The 15,233-nt window shown below is 36.8% G+C and carries 15 protein-coding genes and 1 rRNA gene; 4 read left to right on the forward strand and 12 right to left on the reverse strand.

Annotated features, from left to right (window positions below; all coding sequences use genetic code 11):
• Position 1: 1 nt before the first annotated feature.
• The 10 genes from EPI11_RS13430 to EPI11_RS13475 form a co-directional block, all read right to left on the reverse strand.
• Entirely contained in the window at positions 2 to 1,243 is a 1,242-nt protein-coding gene (locus EPI11_RS13430) for a nucleoside permease (protein ID WP_128390497.1), read from the reverse strand.
• Between the two features lie 72 nt (positions 1,244 to 1,315).
• Positions 1,316 to 2,002, reverse strand: coding sequence for a (d)CMP kinase (gene cmk / locus EPI11_RS13435; RefSeq protein ID WP_128390498.1), 687 nt, complete (start codon positions 2,000 to 2,002; stop codon positions 1,316 to 1,318).
• Between the two features lie 3 nt (positions 2,003 to 2,005).
• Positions 2,006 to 3,025, reverse strand: coding sequence for a type IX secretion system protein PorQ (gene porQ / locus EPI11_RS13440; protein WP_128390499.1), 1,020 nt, complete (start codon positions 3,023 to 3,025; stop codon positions 2,006 to 2,008).
• A gap of 109 nt (positions 3,026 to 3,134) precedes the next feature.
• Positions 3,135 to 5,585, reverse strand: a complete 2,451-nt coding sequence (gene lon / locus EPI11_RS13445; protein WP_128390500.1) for an endopeptidase La — start codon at positions 5,583 to 5,585, stop codon at positions 3,135 to 3,137.
• Positions 5,586 to 5,774: 189 nt separating this feature from the next.
• Entirely contained in the window at positions 5,775 to 6,695 is a 921-nt protein-coding gene (locus EPI11_RS13450) for a DUF6252 family protein (RefSeq protein ID WP_128390501.1), read from the reverse strand.
• Positions 6,696 to 6,853: 158 nt separating this feature from the next.
• The gene (locus EPI11_RS13455; protein WP_128390502.1) at positions 6,854 to 7,627 is read right to left on the reverse strand and encodes a hypothetical protein; all 774 of its coding nucleotides are present in this window, start codon (positions 7,625 to 7,627) and stop codon (positions 6,854 to 6,856) included.
• Positions 7,628 to 7,680: 53 nt separating this feature from the next.
• Positions 7,681 to 8,994 (reverse strand): MFS transporter, encoded by a 1,314-nt coding sequence (locus EPI11_RS13460; RefSeq protein WP_128390503.1) that lies wholly within the window; start codon positions 8,992 to 8,994, stop codon positions 7,681 to 7,683.
• 109 nt (positions 8,995 to 9,103) lie between these two features.
• Positions 9,104 to 10,516 carry a hypothetical protein gene (locus tag EPI11_RS13465; protein WP_128390504.1) on the reverse strand — a complete coding sequence of 471 codons (1,413 nt, stop codon included), beginning with the start codon at positions 10,514 to 10,516 and terminating at the stop codon, positions 9,104 to 9,106.
• 246 nt (positions 10,517 to 10,762) lie between these two features.
• Positions 10,763 to 11,578, reverse strand: coding sequence for a M48 family metallopeptidase (locus EPI11_RS13470; RefSeq protein WP_128390505.1), 816 nt, complete (start codon positions 11,576 to 11,578; stop codon positions 10,763 to 10,765).
• A 128-nt stretch (positions 11,579 to 11,706) separates the two neighbouring features.
• Positions 11,707 to 12,051 (reverse strand): DUF1801 domain-containing protein, encoded by a 345-nt coding sequence (locus tag EPI11_RS13475; protein WP_128390506.1) that lies wholly within the window; start codon positions 12,049 to 12,051, stop codon positions 11,707 to 11,709.
• A 116-nt stretch (positions 12,052 to 12,167) separates the two neighbouring features.
• On the opposite strand from EPI11_RS13475, the gene EPI11_RS13480 reads away from it, so the two are divergent.
• From EPI11_RS13480 to EPI11_RS13495, 4 genes are read left to right on the forward strand one after another with little or no spacing between them, the layout of a single operon-like run.
• Positions 12,168 to 13,031, forward strand: a complete 864-nt coding sequence (locus EPI11_RS13480; RefSeq protein ID WP_128390507.1) for an alpha/beta fold hydrolase — start codon at positions 12,168 to 12,170, stop codon at positions 13,029 to 13,031.
• Complete coding sequence (gene msrB / locus EPI11_RS13485; protein ID WP_128390508.1) at positions 13,028 to 13,543, forward strand: peptide-methionine (R)-S-oxide reductase MsrB; 516 nt, start codon at positions 13,028 to 13,030, stop codon at positions 13,541 to 13,543. Before EPI11_RS13480 ends, msrB (EPI11_RS13485) begins: the two co-directional genes overlap by 4 nt.
• Positions 13,544 to 13,561: 18 nt before the next feature.
• On the forward strand, positions 13,562 to 13,954 hold the full coding sequence (msrB, locus tag EPI11_RS13490; RefSeq protein ID WP_128390509.1) for a peptide-methionine (R)-S-oxide reductase MsrB: 393 nt from the start codon (positions 13,562 to 13,564) through the stop codon (positions 13,952 to 13,954).
• 2 nt (positions 13,955 to 13,956) lie between these two features.
• Entirely contained in the window at positions 13,957 to 14,592 is a 636-nt protein-coding gene (locus EPI11_RS13495; protein WP_128390510.1) for an endonuclease III domain-containing protein, read from the forward strand.
• 129 nt (positions 14,593 to 14,721) lie between these two features.
• Here the strand turns inward: EPI11_RS13495 and EPI11_RS13500 are convergent, their stop codons facing one another.
• Both EPI11_RS13500 and rrf read right to left on the reverse strand, forming a co-directional pair.
• Positions 14,722 to 15,018: a hypothetical protein gene (locus tag EPI11_RS13500; RefSeq protein ID WP_128390511.1), complete on the reverse strand. Its 297-nt coding sequence runs from the start codon at positions 15,016 to 15,018 to the stop codon at positions 14,722 to 14,724.
• A gap of 127 nt (positions 15,019 to 15,145) precedes the next feature.
• Positions 15,146 to 15,233, reverse strand: a 5S ribosomal RNA gene (gene rrf, locus EPI11_RS13505); the annotation flags it as partial.

Raw genomic sequence — 15,233 nt, forward strand, 5'->3', positions numbered from 1 at the left:
TTTATTCCTTACTATCATTTAAAATCATGGGATCGTGTTTATAACGAAATGCAAATGGGAAAATAACCGCCAGTATAATTGCATAGGCTGCAAATGTAAACCAAATGCTCTGCCAGTCTTTTACACCGTTTACCGTGAAAAAATCGACTATCCAGCCACTGGCTAGACCACCTATAAAGGCTCCAACACCATTACACATAATCATAAACAAACCCTGCGCGCTAGAACGGATAGTGGGGTCTGCTTCGCGTTCAACAAACAATGATCCGGATATATTGAAAAAATCGAATGCCATTCCATAAATAACCATTGAGATTATCAAAAGGTATAATCTGTCATCAGGATTCCCAAAGCCAAAAAGACTGAAACGCAATGCCCACGCCAGCATACTGAACATCATTACACGCTTAATACCAAAACGGCTTAAGAAAAAAGGTATTGAAAGGATAAATAGTGTTTCTGAAATTTGCGAAATGGATAACAGCAAATTAGGATGCTGCACTGCAAAAGAGTCAGGATAAGCCGATTTGAAATCATCCAGAAAAGGTCCTCCAAAAGCATTTGTTATTTGTAAAGCAGCACCAAGCAGCATGGCGAATATAAAAAACACCGCCATTTTTCGTTGTTTAAACAACACAAAAGCATCTAATCCCAGTGATGAAGACCAGCTTTTTTTAGCCTGTACCATTAATGGCGGCGCAGCAGGCATTGTAAAAGCATACACTCCTAAAAACAAGGCAGCTCCTGCACTTACATATAGCTGGTAAGGGCTTTGCGTCCATCCACAAATATCTACTACCCACATAGCGCAAATAAAACCCACAGTACCCCACACGCGTATAGGCGGAAAGTCTTTAACGATGTTATAACCTTTCTTCTCTAAAACGGTATAAGAAACAGAGTTGTTAAGTGCAATGGTAGGCATGTAAGCAAAAGAATGGAAAAGCATTGCAAAATAAAACAATGAATAATCCTGAATGGTAGAAGCATAAATTAAAAATAAAGCTCCAACAATATGACAGATACCTAATACCCTTTCGGCATTAATCCATCGGTCTGCTACTATACCCATAAGTCCGGGCATAAATAGCGAGGCAACTCCCATAGTAGTATAAATACTTCCTATCTGAAGACCACTGAAGCCTAAAACACCTCCCATATAATTCCCTAAAGATATGAGCCAGGAACCCCAAACAAAAAATTGCAGAAAGTTCATTATAATAAGCCGTGCTTTTATACCCATAAATTTACTTTTGTCTTCAAAAGTGCAAATCTATTAATAAATAACACGCTTGTTTGTTAAGAAATTGTAAAGTTAAATATGCTTTTTAGCCAAAGTCAAAACCCTGTCAAACTGTTCTTGTATAGACAGATGAGAGTTGTCTATCTCAATAGCATCGGCTGCTTTTACAAGAGGAGAATCTTTACGATGGGAATCAATATAATCACGTTCCTGAACGTTCTTTAAAACGTCTTCATAGGTTACATTATCGCCTTTTTGGGTAAGTTCTTCAAAACGTCTTTGTGCGCGGGTTTCAGGACTTGCAGTCATAAACAATTTAAGTTCTGCATTAGGGAAAACTACAGTACCTATATCCCTCCCATCCATTACAACACCTTTGTTCTCGCCCATGTGTTTTTGCTGCTCCACCAATTTGGCACGAACCTCTGACACTTCGGCAACACGGCTCACTAGATTTGATACATTAAGTGATCGTATTCTGCTTTCAACGTTTTCTTCATCCAGATAAACTTCAGCATACTCCAATTCAGGATTATAAAGAAACTGCAGGGTAATATCAGAAAGACTGTCTATCAACCCCTGTTTATTAAAATAATCTTCAGATATAAAACCATTATCCATAGCATGCAATGTAATAGCACGGTACATTGCACCGGTATCTACGTATACATAACCCAAATGTTTAGCAAGCTGTTTTGCCAATGTGCTTTTGCCTGTAGAAGAAAAACCATCAATGGCTATTGTAATTTTTTTATCCAACTTTTACTGTAAATTTATCATCAAGCCAAATAAACTTGTATTTGCTGCAAGTGTATATCTTGAATAAGAATAATCGAAGCGCAATTTACCAAATCTTATGCCCACACCAGCTGAAATTCCCGAAAAACTTCGTTTATCTACTATACGCAGTTCTTCACTTCTTCTAAAGTTATATCCTACACGGATATTAAAGCTTTTTCCCGGTAAGAATTCGGCACCCACAATAACGTGGCGAAGGGCATTATTAAAAAAGGATACTTTCTCTTCTGTACTTCCGCCATCTATGCCCTGCTCGGCACGGTTAGGATTTGAGAAAGCAATGTTCCACTGCTGAAGATTTTCTAATGTTAAATGCCATCGAAGCGGCACATTTTCCATTTCCTGAGATATACCTGCAATAATTTCCAACGGTAATTTTTCCTGCATACCGGCATAAGTAGTAATCTGCATACCTGCATTACGCAAAACAACAGCATAATTAATATCATTGTCTTTATCTACATACAGCGCTCCAATATCTACAGCAGCTCCAAACGAGTTATAACTCTCCAGTGTAGATGATATGAATTTCGCATTTGCTCCAAAATAAAGATCGGTATACGGCACATTATAAGCATACCCCCCGGAAATTGCTATTTCACTTCCTGTAAAATCTCCGGTTATAAGCCCGTTTTCATTACGGCCTTCAAAAGTACCATAGTCAACATAGCTGACACCTACATGAAACGTTTGCACGTGCCTGTCCCAGGTATAAGCATAAGCAGCAGTACCATAAGATACTTCGCCATAATAACTTCCGTAATTTGCAGACAGGTGATTATCCATTTCAGGATTAATGGTTGCCGGATTAAAAATAGCCTGATTTACATCGTAGTCGTGTAATGTAATTATTTTTCCGCCCAATGCTGCCTGCCTTGGCGAGGTAACAAGGTTTAAAAACTGATACGTACTTTTACCTCCTATCTGACTAAAAGACAAAGCGGTGTAAAACAGAAGAAGATAAAGATACCTATTTTTAAACATTGCGGTTTTAAGGGTTTTGCATACTATAACGCGAATGCGAAGATATTATTTTTAAATAAAAAAACGGCTAAGAAATTTTAGCCGTTTTTTATATCAATAATACTATGTTTTAAAGTGTCCTAGCGTTTTTAACCAGTTGGTCTGTAATCGCATACTTTAATACTTCTTTCATTTCTGTTACATAATGAAAAGTAAGTCCTTCAAGATAATCCTGATTAATTTCTTCTATATCACGTTTATTTTCCTGACATAGTATAATCTCTTTTATATTAGCCCTTTTTGCAGCCAGTATCTTCTCTTTAATACCACCTACAGGCAATACCCTTCCTCTTAAAGTAATCTCACCTGTCATAGCCAGGTTTTTCTTAACCCTTTTTTGAGTGAATGACGACACTAACGATGTTAGCATTGCAACACCGGCACTTGGTCCGTCTTTAGGTGTAGCACCTTCAGGAACGTGTATGTGTACATTATAACCAGAGATCACTTCCTGGCTTATACCAAGATCTTCTGCATTCGCTTTGATGTATTCTAAAGCTAATGTAGCCGATTCTTTCATTACCGTACCCAGATTACCTGTCATAGTCATGTTACCTTTACCTTTAGAAATTATAGATTCTATAAATAAAATATCACCACCCACACTTGTCCAGGCAAGACCTGTTACAACACCGGCAACATCATTATTTTCATATTTGTCACGCTCCATTTTAGGGGCACCTAATATTTTAATGATATCTTCATCAGTAAGCTTAGCAGTATACTCTTCTTCCATCGCTATGGATTTGGCAATATTACGCACTACTTTAGCTATTTGTTTTTCAAGTCCCCTAACTCCAGATTCACGGGTGTAGCCTACAACAATTTTTTCAATTTGTTTTTTACCGATAACAACATCTTTTGGCTGCAGTCCGTGTTCTTTGATTTGTTTAGGGACTAAGTGTTTTTTAGCAATTTCTACTTTCTCTTCAATTGTATAACCTGTCATATTGATAATCTCCATCCTGTCACGTAATGCAGGCTGAATCGTTGAAAGATTATTTGATGTTGCTATGAACATTACTTTAGAAAGATCATACCCAAGCTCCAGGAAGTTATCATAGAACTCAGAGTTTTGCTCAGGATCCAATACTTCTAATAATGCCGAAGATGGGTCTCCTGTATTGCTTACACTAAGCTTATCTATTTCATCCAGAACAAAAACAGGGTTAGAAGTACCGGCCTTCTTAATACTTTGCAGTATTCTACCTGGCATGGCACCAATATATGTTTTTCTGTGTCCTCTAATTTCGGCCTCATCACGAAGTCCGCCAAGCGAAATACGGATGTACTCTCTGCCCAACGCTTCGGCAACCGATTTACCTATCGAAGTCTTACCAACTCCCGGAGGGCCGTAAAGGCATAATATAGGCGATTTCATATCCTTACGCAGTTTTAGTACCGCAAGGTGCTCAATAATACGTTTCTTAACATCATCAAGACCGTAATGATCCTTATGCAGCACTTTTTCAGCACGTTTAAGATCAAAATTATCTTTAGAGAACACATTCCATGGTAAATCCAGCAAAAGCTCAAGATAGTTACGCTGAGTACCATAGTCTGCTGCCTGCGGATTCATCCTTTGCAGTTTCGCTAATTCTTTTTCAAAATGGGTTTTAACCTTTTCATTCCATTTCTTAGACCTGCCCTTCTGGCGCATATCGTCAATTTCCTGATCATGAGATACACCACCCAATTCTTCCTGGATGGTTTTCATCTGCTGGTGCAGGAAATATTCACGTTGCTGCTGATCCAGGTCAAAACGTACTTTACTCTGAATATCATTTTTAAGCTCCAACTTTTGAAGCTCAAGGTTCATGTAGCGCAATGTTTCTAATGCTCTTTCCTTAAGGTCGTTTACCGCAAGTAAATCCTGCTTTTCCTTAACCGAAAGATTCATATTAGAAGAAACAAAGTTGATAAGGAAAGAATTACTTTCTATATTCTTAATCGCAAAAGTAGCCTCAGTAGGAATATTCGGGCTCTCCTTGATGATCTGGATAGCCAGTTCTTTTACCGATTCTATAATCGTATTAAACTCTACATCACTATCATCAGGTCTTTCTTCATTAACCTCTTTAATAGTTGCCTGTAAATAAGGAGTATCGGTAATTATCTCATCGATCTCAAAGCGCTTTTTCCCCTGGATGATAACTGTAGTGTTGCCATCGGGCATTTTAAGCACGCGAAGAATCTTGGCAACAGTACCTATTTTGTGAATATCATCTGTACCCGGTTCTTCTACACTCTCGTCTTTTTGAGCAACTACACCTATTATCTTACCCCCTGCATTTGCATCGTTGATAAGTTTTATCGATTTATCCCTCCCGGCTGTAATAGGAATAACAACTCCCGGGAACAATACCATATTGCGCAATGGCAGTATAGGCAGGGTTTCAGGTAATGTTTCGTTATTCATTTCTTCCTCATCTTCAGATGTCATTAGCGGAATTAATTCTGCATCCGTATCCAACTCCTGAAGTGACAAACTGTCAATATTTAAAATTTTTTGATTCGCCATAGTATGGTAAAAGTCATTTTGTCATTAAACATAATCGTTACAAAAATGGTTTTATTGTTAAAAACCATTCTTTCACACTGTTAATCAGCTACAAAGCCAACTAACTCATAGTATTACATAAAGGATATGACAATCATTATGCCATAAAAAAATCCGCCATAAGCGGATTTTTTATATATACTCTTAATTTTAGAAATCCCATTCCACATTAAATGAGCCTGCAGAAACAGTATGCAGTGTTTCACCAACTTCATTAGCTACAGGGAAACTGAATGTTCCTTTAACCCATCCGCCAGTATTGCTTGTAATTGTTAAAGTACCTCCCGTAACATTAAAGTCATTATCCTCAGCATCTGTAAAAGTTGCTCTTTTTGTAGATGATGCACCAGTAGCAAATGTATAAGTACCCGGTGTAACCGTATCAGGGAAGCTTAGTACGAATTTATGGTTAGCACCGATCGCATTGATCGAAATATAATTAACAGTTCCTCCTTCAGAAACTACAACGGCAAGGTCTGCTCCTGCGTAAGAATTAGCCGATCCGTCTACAGTTGCTTTAAAGAACTCTTCACCGGTATCAATGCTGTCAACATAAGGAATATTTTGGAAAGAACCGTTTGTAAACGCTATAGAAGGCAAATTAAGTTCTTCATTACTCCACCATCCGATAAAGTTAAATGTACCTGATACTGTTTTATTAACCTTGTCAATTTTAGTAATCGTTACAAGGCCGGTATCTTCTCCTGTATTAGGATCTATATTAAAATACGAATAATCAGAATTACCAGGGTTATAGTCGATTAATGCCTTAGCTCCTTCATATGTTCCTTCGGTAGTTCCATCTAAAACTATGGAAACCATTTGTCCGTCATTTCCTTTTATACCACCAATTGAAATAAGTCCTTTTCCAATTGTTGCTAAAGTACTTGTAGCAACATATGTTTGTCCGCTAAAGTCTACTTTAAAAGAAGCCGGAGCGCTGCCACCTGAGCCAGGACCTTCACCATTATTACCGTTTAAAACAGGATCTACCGGTTCTGTTTCACATGATGTAAAAGTTATTGCAGAAAGTAACACAAAGAATGCAGAAAGTAATCTAAATTTTTTCATATCAAAATTTTTTAATTCAGGCCTCAAATATAGTAGTAATTTAAATATTAATTTTAGGTAAATGTGTTAATTATCTATTATATCAAAAAAGCTACCGAGTTGGCAGCTTTTTAATAGTATTATTTTATGTAAATTATTTTACTAATTTATATTTTGAGTTAGTTCAAAATATAAGATTTTAATTCCTGATTGTTTTCAAAACCATCTTCAACCGATACCGATTTTATTGGCCCAACATTTTTAGAGAACCATATATTAGTAACAACAGAAGTAGCAGGTGCACCCATTGTAGCGTCAACTTGTTGTAAAAGTTTAACTTTAATAACATCCGTATATGTTACGCCATTAATTTGGGCAGTTGCATTTTTCTCTACAATAGTACCTGTAAATTTAAGAGTAAGATTTACCGGTGGGATTTCCATAGGGAAATCAGGTATTACAGTAGTTGTAGTTTGGGTAACCGTTTGTGTCCAGCTCTCACCTGTCGCAAGATTGTCTTTTAGGAAAGAAAACTCAAAAGGGGTAACAGTAATAGATACACCCTCCTGGTCAGGGATATTAACACTTACTCTTACAGAATAATCTCCCCCATTTTTTCTAAGAAGCATCACTGCACTTCCCGTTAACTCACTTGTACCTGCATTTGTAAAAAACTGGTCTATTTTAAAATAAGAATTACCTCCTACATTTTCTGTACCTGTTATTTTCATTGGATCCAGAGTCTCTCCATCTTCAGAAAACACCCATTGATTATTTATTGCCATTGGCCAATAATCGCCTTCACTTGTTCCGGGATTTGTGCCTGGGTTTGTTCCGGGATTCTCTCCTTCACCTCCTGATAGTACCGGATCTACCGGCTCCGTCTCGCAGGAAACAAAAGTGAGTACAGAAAACAATATCATAAAAACTGATAAATTCTTAATTTTTTTCATATTTAATAGGTTAATTAGGTGGTATCAAATATAAAATAAAAATTTTATCGTTATTAACTTTTTTTCTCAACCCTTAATAACAAAAATATTCCAACAATAAAAAAGACTGTAAGAAAGACAATAGAATAGCGCATACTGCCAAATATCTGATCAATAGCACCATAAAGTCCCATACCTATTACAATACCTATTTTCTCAGTTACATCATAAAAGCTAAAAAATGAAGCCGTATCTTTTGTTTCAGGTAAAAATTTAGAATATGTACTTCTTGATAACGATTGTATCCCCCCCATTACTAATCCTACAAAACCTGCTGTAATGTAAAAATGAATAGGCAATGTTACAAAAAAGGCACAAATACAAATAACTGCCCAAATGCAATTGATACCTATAAGCGTTTTTATATTACCATATCGAGCAGATAGTTTAGAGGTTATTACCGCACCACCCACAGCTATCAGCTGAATTAATAAGATACTAACAATAAGTCCCATTTGTTTAGCATTGCCTTTGCCCCATTCTACTTCTTCAGCACCAAAATAGGCCGCCACCAGCATCACAGTTTGTACAGCCATACTGTACACAAAAAAGCTGCCCAAATAGCGCTTAAGCTTTTCGTTATGCTTTAACTGTGCCCATACCTTTTTCAACTCATGGAAACCGTTAAGCAGTACGTCTTTACTTATTTTATCTCTTTTAACACCTTTCGGCAGATAGTAGTAACTGTACTGGCTAAAAAGTATCCACCATATTCCTACAGAAACAAAGGAATAACGCATGGCTATAATTTCAGCTTTTTGTTCAGGAGTATCTTCAATACCAAAAACACCCGGATACATTACCATTACAAGGTTTATAATAAGGAGTATAACGCTGCCGATGTATCCCATAGAATACCCTTTAGCACTCACTGCATCCTGCTGGTCAGGAAAAGCGATGTCCGGTAAATAGGAGTTGTAAAAAACAAGGCTTCCCCAAAAACCGATAAGTCCGAAGAAATAAAATACAAGACTCAAATAAATATTTTCAAGGCTAAACCAGTATAAACCGATACAGGAAACAGAACCTATGTAGCAAAATATCTTTAGGAATATTTTCTTGTTACCGGCATAATCTGCAATACCGGATAGCAAAGGAGAGATAATAGCAACAACTAAAAAAGCCATTGCTGTTACAAAACTAATTAGTGCAGTACCTTTCATAGTAGTACCAAAGACTTCTATCGTAGTTACTCCTTCAGGAAATAGTGCATTATAAAAAATAGGAAATACTGCCGAAGCAATAACAAGGGTATATACTGAGTTTGCCCAGTCGTAAAATGCCCAAGCGTTTAGAAGCTTCTTGCTTCCCTTTTCAAGTTGTGCCATATGGTTTGGTTTGTTGCACCAAAGCTAATTTTTTTTTCTTTACGTAGTAAAATCTAAAGTTATAAAGTCGTAAAGTTTTAGATTACCGGAAAATACTTTGTAAATATCATTAGCACCTGCATTTACTCCTTCGTATTTTATCAGGACTTTTTTCACTAAAAGGATAGATTTTTAAACCAATGTAAATATCTGCAGCGTGCAGCTTATCCTGTTTAAAAAAAAGTGGGAAAAAGTTTTCACTGCCAATAATAAGAGAAGCTAGTCTCAGATATGCTCCAAACTGCAGATCCCTATACTCATACAATGACATTGAAGTTCCATACCCTATTATTCTCTTCTGAACTGAATAAGAAACATTGGCAATGTTAGAGCGTTTTAAGCTGTTTTCAAAAACCGGGGCTCTTTGTACGAGATCAAAATTTAAATAATGATTTTCGCGTATCCTTTTGCTTATATTAAAATGCAGGCTTGTTGGAAGTCCTATAGTGAATTTTGTGCCTGCTAAAGAGGCATTAGGATTACCATATATCTCTTCGCTCATAATTTGAAAGAACTCCTGCGGACTCTCAATTTTCTTACCATCTAAGGTATTAAAATCAAATGGCTTCCCATTAAAGCGGTGGTTTTCACCCTTAAAATTAATATATCCTATATCCAATATATTGAATGACATTTTTAGATTGTAGTCTTCCATCCTGAAATCCCATTCGGTAAAAGCAAGGCCTATATCCAGTCCAAAGCCTTTACCATTTGGTTTGATATTATATTGTTTCCCTTCAGAATCATAACCAGTTACGTAGGATGCCTCTATATCATAGTTAGCCATTTCAGTATTAGTCGAAAGGTCAGTACTGTTAACAGTCCTACGCAAATTTGCTGTATTTTTATTATTCAGGTTCATGGCATCATACCCCATCTCATACTTTAAATTACCGCCCAGGACCAGCTTATATTCTTTATCCTGAAATATTTGTGTAGCGACATTCACCCCTATTTCTCCCCAATTCATAAAATTGGTTTTGAACGGACTAAAATTGTACATATATACAGCGTCGATGTTTGTATTATTGAACCTTGAATAATTATCTATATCAATTGCTGAGCCCTGAGTCCTTAACCGGGTGAAGATCCCAAAAGTATATTTTTTTTGATTAATGTCTACAGACAAAGAAGCAGAAGGTCCCAGTATGTCTGAACTAAAATGATACCCTCCTTTATCCTTATTATAGTAATCCTGTAAGTTTGGACCGCTTATACCCATTATTTTATCTCTCAGGCTTACAGATTTTATATCCGCATCTGCCAGTCCAATAATACTTTGCTTTGAAATGTAGGTATAATTGTTTTGTATAAAAATGTCTACAGCTACAATATTTATATCCCAGGAATTTGGATTAAAAAAAGGCTGTGTTGGAGAAAAACCAACACTACTGATACCGCTATATTTATCATTACTAAAAATGACAGCATCCTGTGCCGACATCAATAGAGGAAACAGTAATAATACGATTCTCAAAATCATCTCTCTTACAATTTTATTTTCGGCGTTTATGACTACAGCAGTACTATGAACCAAGGATCTTGTCTGCTTAGATTAAGTTTTGTTTTTAATAAAACAAACCATTACGTCTTTCCCCCCTGTAAACAAACGAAAATTTTTCAATTATTATTATTAACTTATATATAATACTGACAGCTAAAACTTTAAATAAAAAGCCACCCTAAGGCGGCTTTAAGATATTTTGATATTAATCTTTTCAATCGGAAATTAAAACTTCACCCCAAATTTAGCGGCGTCGGCTTTTGCTTTTGGAATAAGGCTTTTAATATGAGCTATCCTCGTAGCACCGGATGGGTGCGTACTCATAAATTCCGGTGGAGCAGAACCTCCTGATTTAGCCTCCATTCTTTGCCAGAATTCCACTGCCTTATCCGGATTGTATCCGGCGATAGCCATTAGAGTAAGACCTATTTCATCAGCTTCATTTTCATGTTTCCTGCTAAAAGGAAGCATCCCTCCATATTCTGTAGTAATACCGTAAGCCTGCATATAAAGCTGTTGTGCTTCGGCTGTCTTTCCTGCTGTTACTGCCTGAACCCCCATTGCACCATATTGCTGTAACTGTCCGGCACTCATACGTTGTGCACCATGATTAACCAGTGCGTGTGCCACTTCATGCCCCATTACTGTAGCAAGACCGGCATCGTCTTTTGTTATGGGCAGTATTCCTGTATAAACAACAATTTTACCTCCCGGCATACACCATGCATTAACAGCAGGGTCCTGCACCAGGTTATACTCCCATTTATATCCGTCTAAATAGCCTTTATATCCTGCAGCATTCAGGTATTTCTCTGCAGCAGCTTTAATTTTTTGCCCAACAGTAACTACTCTCGTAGCATCTGCTGTTCCTTTTATAACCTTATTTTCTTTTAAAAACTGATCATACTGCTGAAAAGCAGTTGGGAATATTTGGTCGTTAGACACAAAATTCAGGTCTTTTTTCCCTGTAAAAGGATTAGTGGTACATGCTGCAACCACAACCATTGTAAGAACCGAAATGGTCAGGACACTTTTTTTCATATCTAAATTTATTAAATTTTCTTCAAATTTAGTGAATTCCTTTTAAATATAATTTAGAAAACAAGCCCGTTATCGTTAAAGTATTGTGAATGTTTAATTTACATTTATTAAACCCTAACCTATTCTTATTAACGAAGTTGCAGCATCTCAGTTAAAATAGCATCAATTACCTGAATAGGAATATCTTTAGCTGAATCTATTTGAAAGATTTTCATTCTGCTGCGCTTCTCAGCGATCAGATCCGGGCGATCCATTTTGTTACCATCAACAATACCTATATAAGGTTCTCCTGTTTTTTTATTAGTCCACAAGTAACAAAGCATTTTATCTTTATAGCAGTAAAAAGGCATTCCATATTTTAGTGCTTCGGTAATACCCGAATCGAAATTAAGTATGTGGTTTCTTAAAAACAACATACAATCCCTCACTAAAGGTTCTTTTTCTAAAAAGTAACGATCTATAGGCCTAATCATATAAAAACTGCTTTTAACCTGTTATGATACAGGGGTGATATTTTTAGGTTATCTTTATGATGCTTAAAAATACGCTAAAAACCATTAATTTTTAACTTGCAATAAGCTTTACTACAATGTCTGAAAATAAAAAAAATCATCAGGGTTCACTACGAATCCCTAAACCAATACTAATAACAGCAAAGATCCTAGAAGTAACCTCTCCTAAAATGGCTGCTAAATTTGCTATGAAACTTTTTACGGCTCCCATAAAATTTAAACTCCCAAAGAGGGAAATTGAAATGGACAATTTAAGCAGGCAGGAAATGGTACATATACCAGTTCTGGATAAAACCATAAACGTTTACCATTATGGCGAAAGCCAAAAAAAAGTTTTACTGGTACATGGATGGAGTGGCCGCGGTACACAGCTGCACAGCATTGCTGATAAATTATTAAAAAACGGATATTCAACTACTAGTTTTGATGCCCCTGCCCATGGTAAATCGCCTGGAAAAAGCAGTGACATGACAGAGTTTATTGCCGCAATATTAGAATTGGAAAAAAAATACGGCCCTTTTGAGTATGCCATCGGGCATTCACTAGGTGCTATGTCGGTTCTGAATTCAATAAAAAGAGGGTTGAATGTTAAAAAAGCTGTCCTTATTGGCAGTGGTGATATCATAAAAGATATCATGGATGACTTTGCAAATAAATTAGGCATGAATAATGCTACAGGTAACCTGATGATACGGCTGTTTGAAAAGAAATTTGGACAAACCATCAATAGCTATTCCGCGTATATAGCTGCACAGGATGTTTCTGTTCCCGTACTTATGTTCCATGATGAAGATGATGCCGATGTGCCTGTTAGCGCAGCACATCACATACATAAACATTTAGCCAATTCTGAATTGGTCATAACACAGGGATTGGGACACCGAAAAATTTTAGGAGACAGCAAAGTCATTAAAAAAATTATTCAATTCTTAGAATCATGAAAAAAATATTCATCATAATGTTCCTGTTCTCTTTGGTGGCATGCCAAAGCCAGGAAAAGAAAAAGGCAATCGAAACAAAAGTAGAAACCGTACAACAGCCCACAAAAAAAGGAGACTTTAAAGTCACAAAAACAGATGCTGAATGGAAAAAAGTGCTTACTCAGGAGCAATATGACGTACTGCGCCAAAAAGCAACAGAACGTCCTTTTACAGGGGAGTATTATAAAAACTTTAAAAAAGGAGTTTATGTATGTGCTGCCTGTGGCAATCCTTTATTCAAATCAGATGCAAAATTTGATTCAGAATGCGGGTGGCCTTCTTTCGATCAGGCAATTCCGGGTTCTGTAATATACAAAGAAGATAAAAGTTTGGGTATGATCCGTACTGAAGTTATGTGTGCCAATTGCGGAAGCCACTTAGGCCATGTATTTGATGACGGCCCTAAAGAAACAACCGGAAATCGTTTTTGTACCAACTCCGTTTCCATTAAATTTATACCTGCACAAAAATAAAACTAATAAATAAACGCCATGAAAAAGTACCCTCTAGAAAAAACAGAAGAACAATGGAAAGAAGAATTAGGCCTTGAGCGTTATAAAATATTACGCCAAAAAGGAACCGAATTCCCTAATTCAGGCAAATACAATTTAAGTTTCGATAAAGGAACCTATTGCTGTGGTGCCTGCGGTGAGCCTTTGTTTAAAAGTGATTCAAAATTTGAGTCAGGCTGCGGATGGCCGTCTTTTGATGAATCCATACCAGGCAAAGTAGAATATATCAAGGATACAACATTTGGAATGTTACGTACCGAAATACTCTGCGCTAACTGTGGCAGCCATTTAGGCCACGTGTTTGACGATGGGCCTACTCAAACCGGACAGCGCTATTGTGTGAATTCCCTTTCTGTAGATCTAAAAGAATAACGATGGATTTGTTCAACGAAGGTACCGACTGGCCAAAGGCACTTCGCCCTCTTATAGCAAAATATAAAGGCAAACAACATCCTTTGCATTATAAAAACCTGTACCAACTCGTAGTGATGGTAGTGCTCTCTGCTCAGGATAGTGACGCACATATCAATAAAGTAGTTCCACCTTTCTTTGAAAAATTTTCGGATATGAAAGCGTTATCAAAAGCAAATACCGAACAGTTAATGGAATATCTTGCCGAAGTGCGCTTTCATGGTAATAAGATAGCTTGGCTTCAGGAAATAGCCGAAACGGTTAAAGAAGATAAGAACATTCCAAAAACCATGAAAGAACTTATTGCTCTTAAAGGCATTGGTAGAAAATCGGCTAATGTAATAATGAGAGAAGCCGGCGTAGAAGCGGAAGGTATATTGGTAGACCTTCATGTATTGCGTGTAGCACCAAGATTAGGTATTACTACCGGAAAAGATGCAACAAAAATTGAAAAACAGCTAATGGAACAACTCCCTAAAGATATGTGGGGAGAGATTGGGATGGCCATTTCCTTTTTAGGCCGTGAAACCTGCCGTCCAACAAATCCTAAACACAGTGAATGTATTTTAAGTCATGTGTGCGAATATTGTCCTGAATAAAAACAATGGCGTTGCGTAAACGCCGGGCTATCCACTTTAAGTCCTCACTACGTTGCGGGCTTTTCGCTGCTATCCCTAACGCAATAATATATTAAATAAAAAGAGAAGCTTATAAGCTTCTCTTTTTATTTAATATATTTTGATGATCTCACCAGCAGGTGTACACGTTACTGTAGTATCAATTCCATCTTTTGTGAGTATTAATTTATATTCACCGTCATCTGCCCTATGCGCTTCTTTAATGGTATAATTCCCATAATTCTTTTTAATCGTTACTAAAACATCTTTAGAAACCTCCGATACTTCAATTTTTCTATACTTCTTTTCCTGATGTATACTTATATCAAACGAATCAGAAGTCAACGTAACAGCTGCTGTTGCAGTTAATCCTGTCGTTGCTGCTAATAGTAAAAGTAACTTTTTCATAATAGTGGGTTTAATTATACTTTCAAAGTTACTAAACGCTTACAGTGATGCTATTAAAAGCAGTATTAAAATAATCTTAAAGTTATACAAACAAAAAACCCTATCATTTCTGATAGGGTTTTCAAAAGAAAGGCGATGACATACTCTCCCACAAATTGCAGTACCATCTGCGCAGGCGGGCTTAACTACTCTGTTCGGGATGGGAAGAGGTGAGC

This window comes from Flavobacterium cerinum (assembly GCF_004028155.1).
GTDB classification, from domain to species: Bacteria; Bacteroidota; Bacteroidia; order Flavobacteriales; family Flavobacteriaceae; genus Flavobacterium; species Flavobacterium cerinum.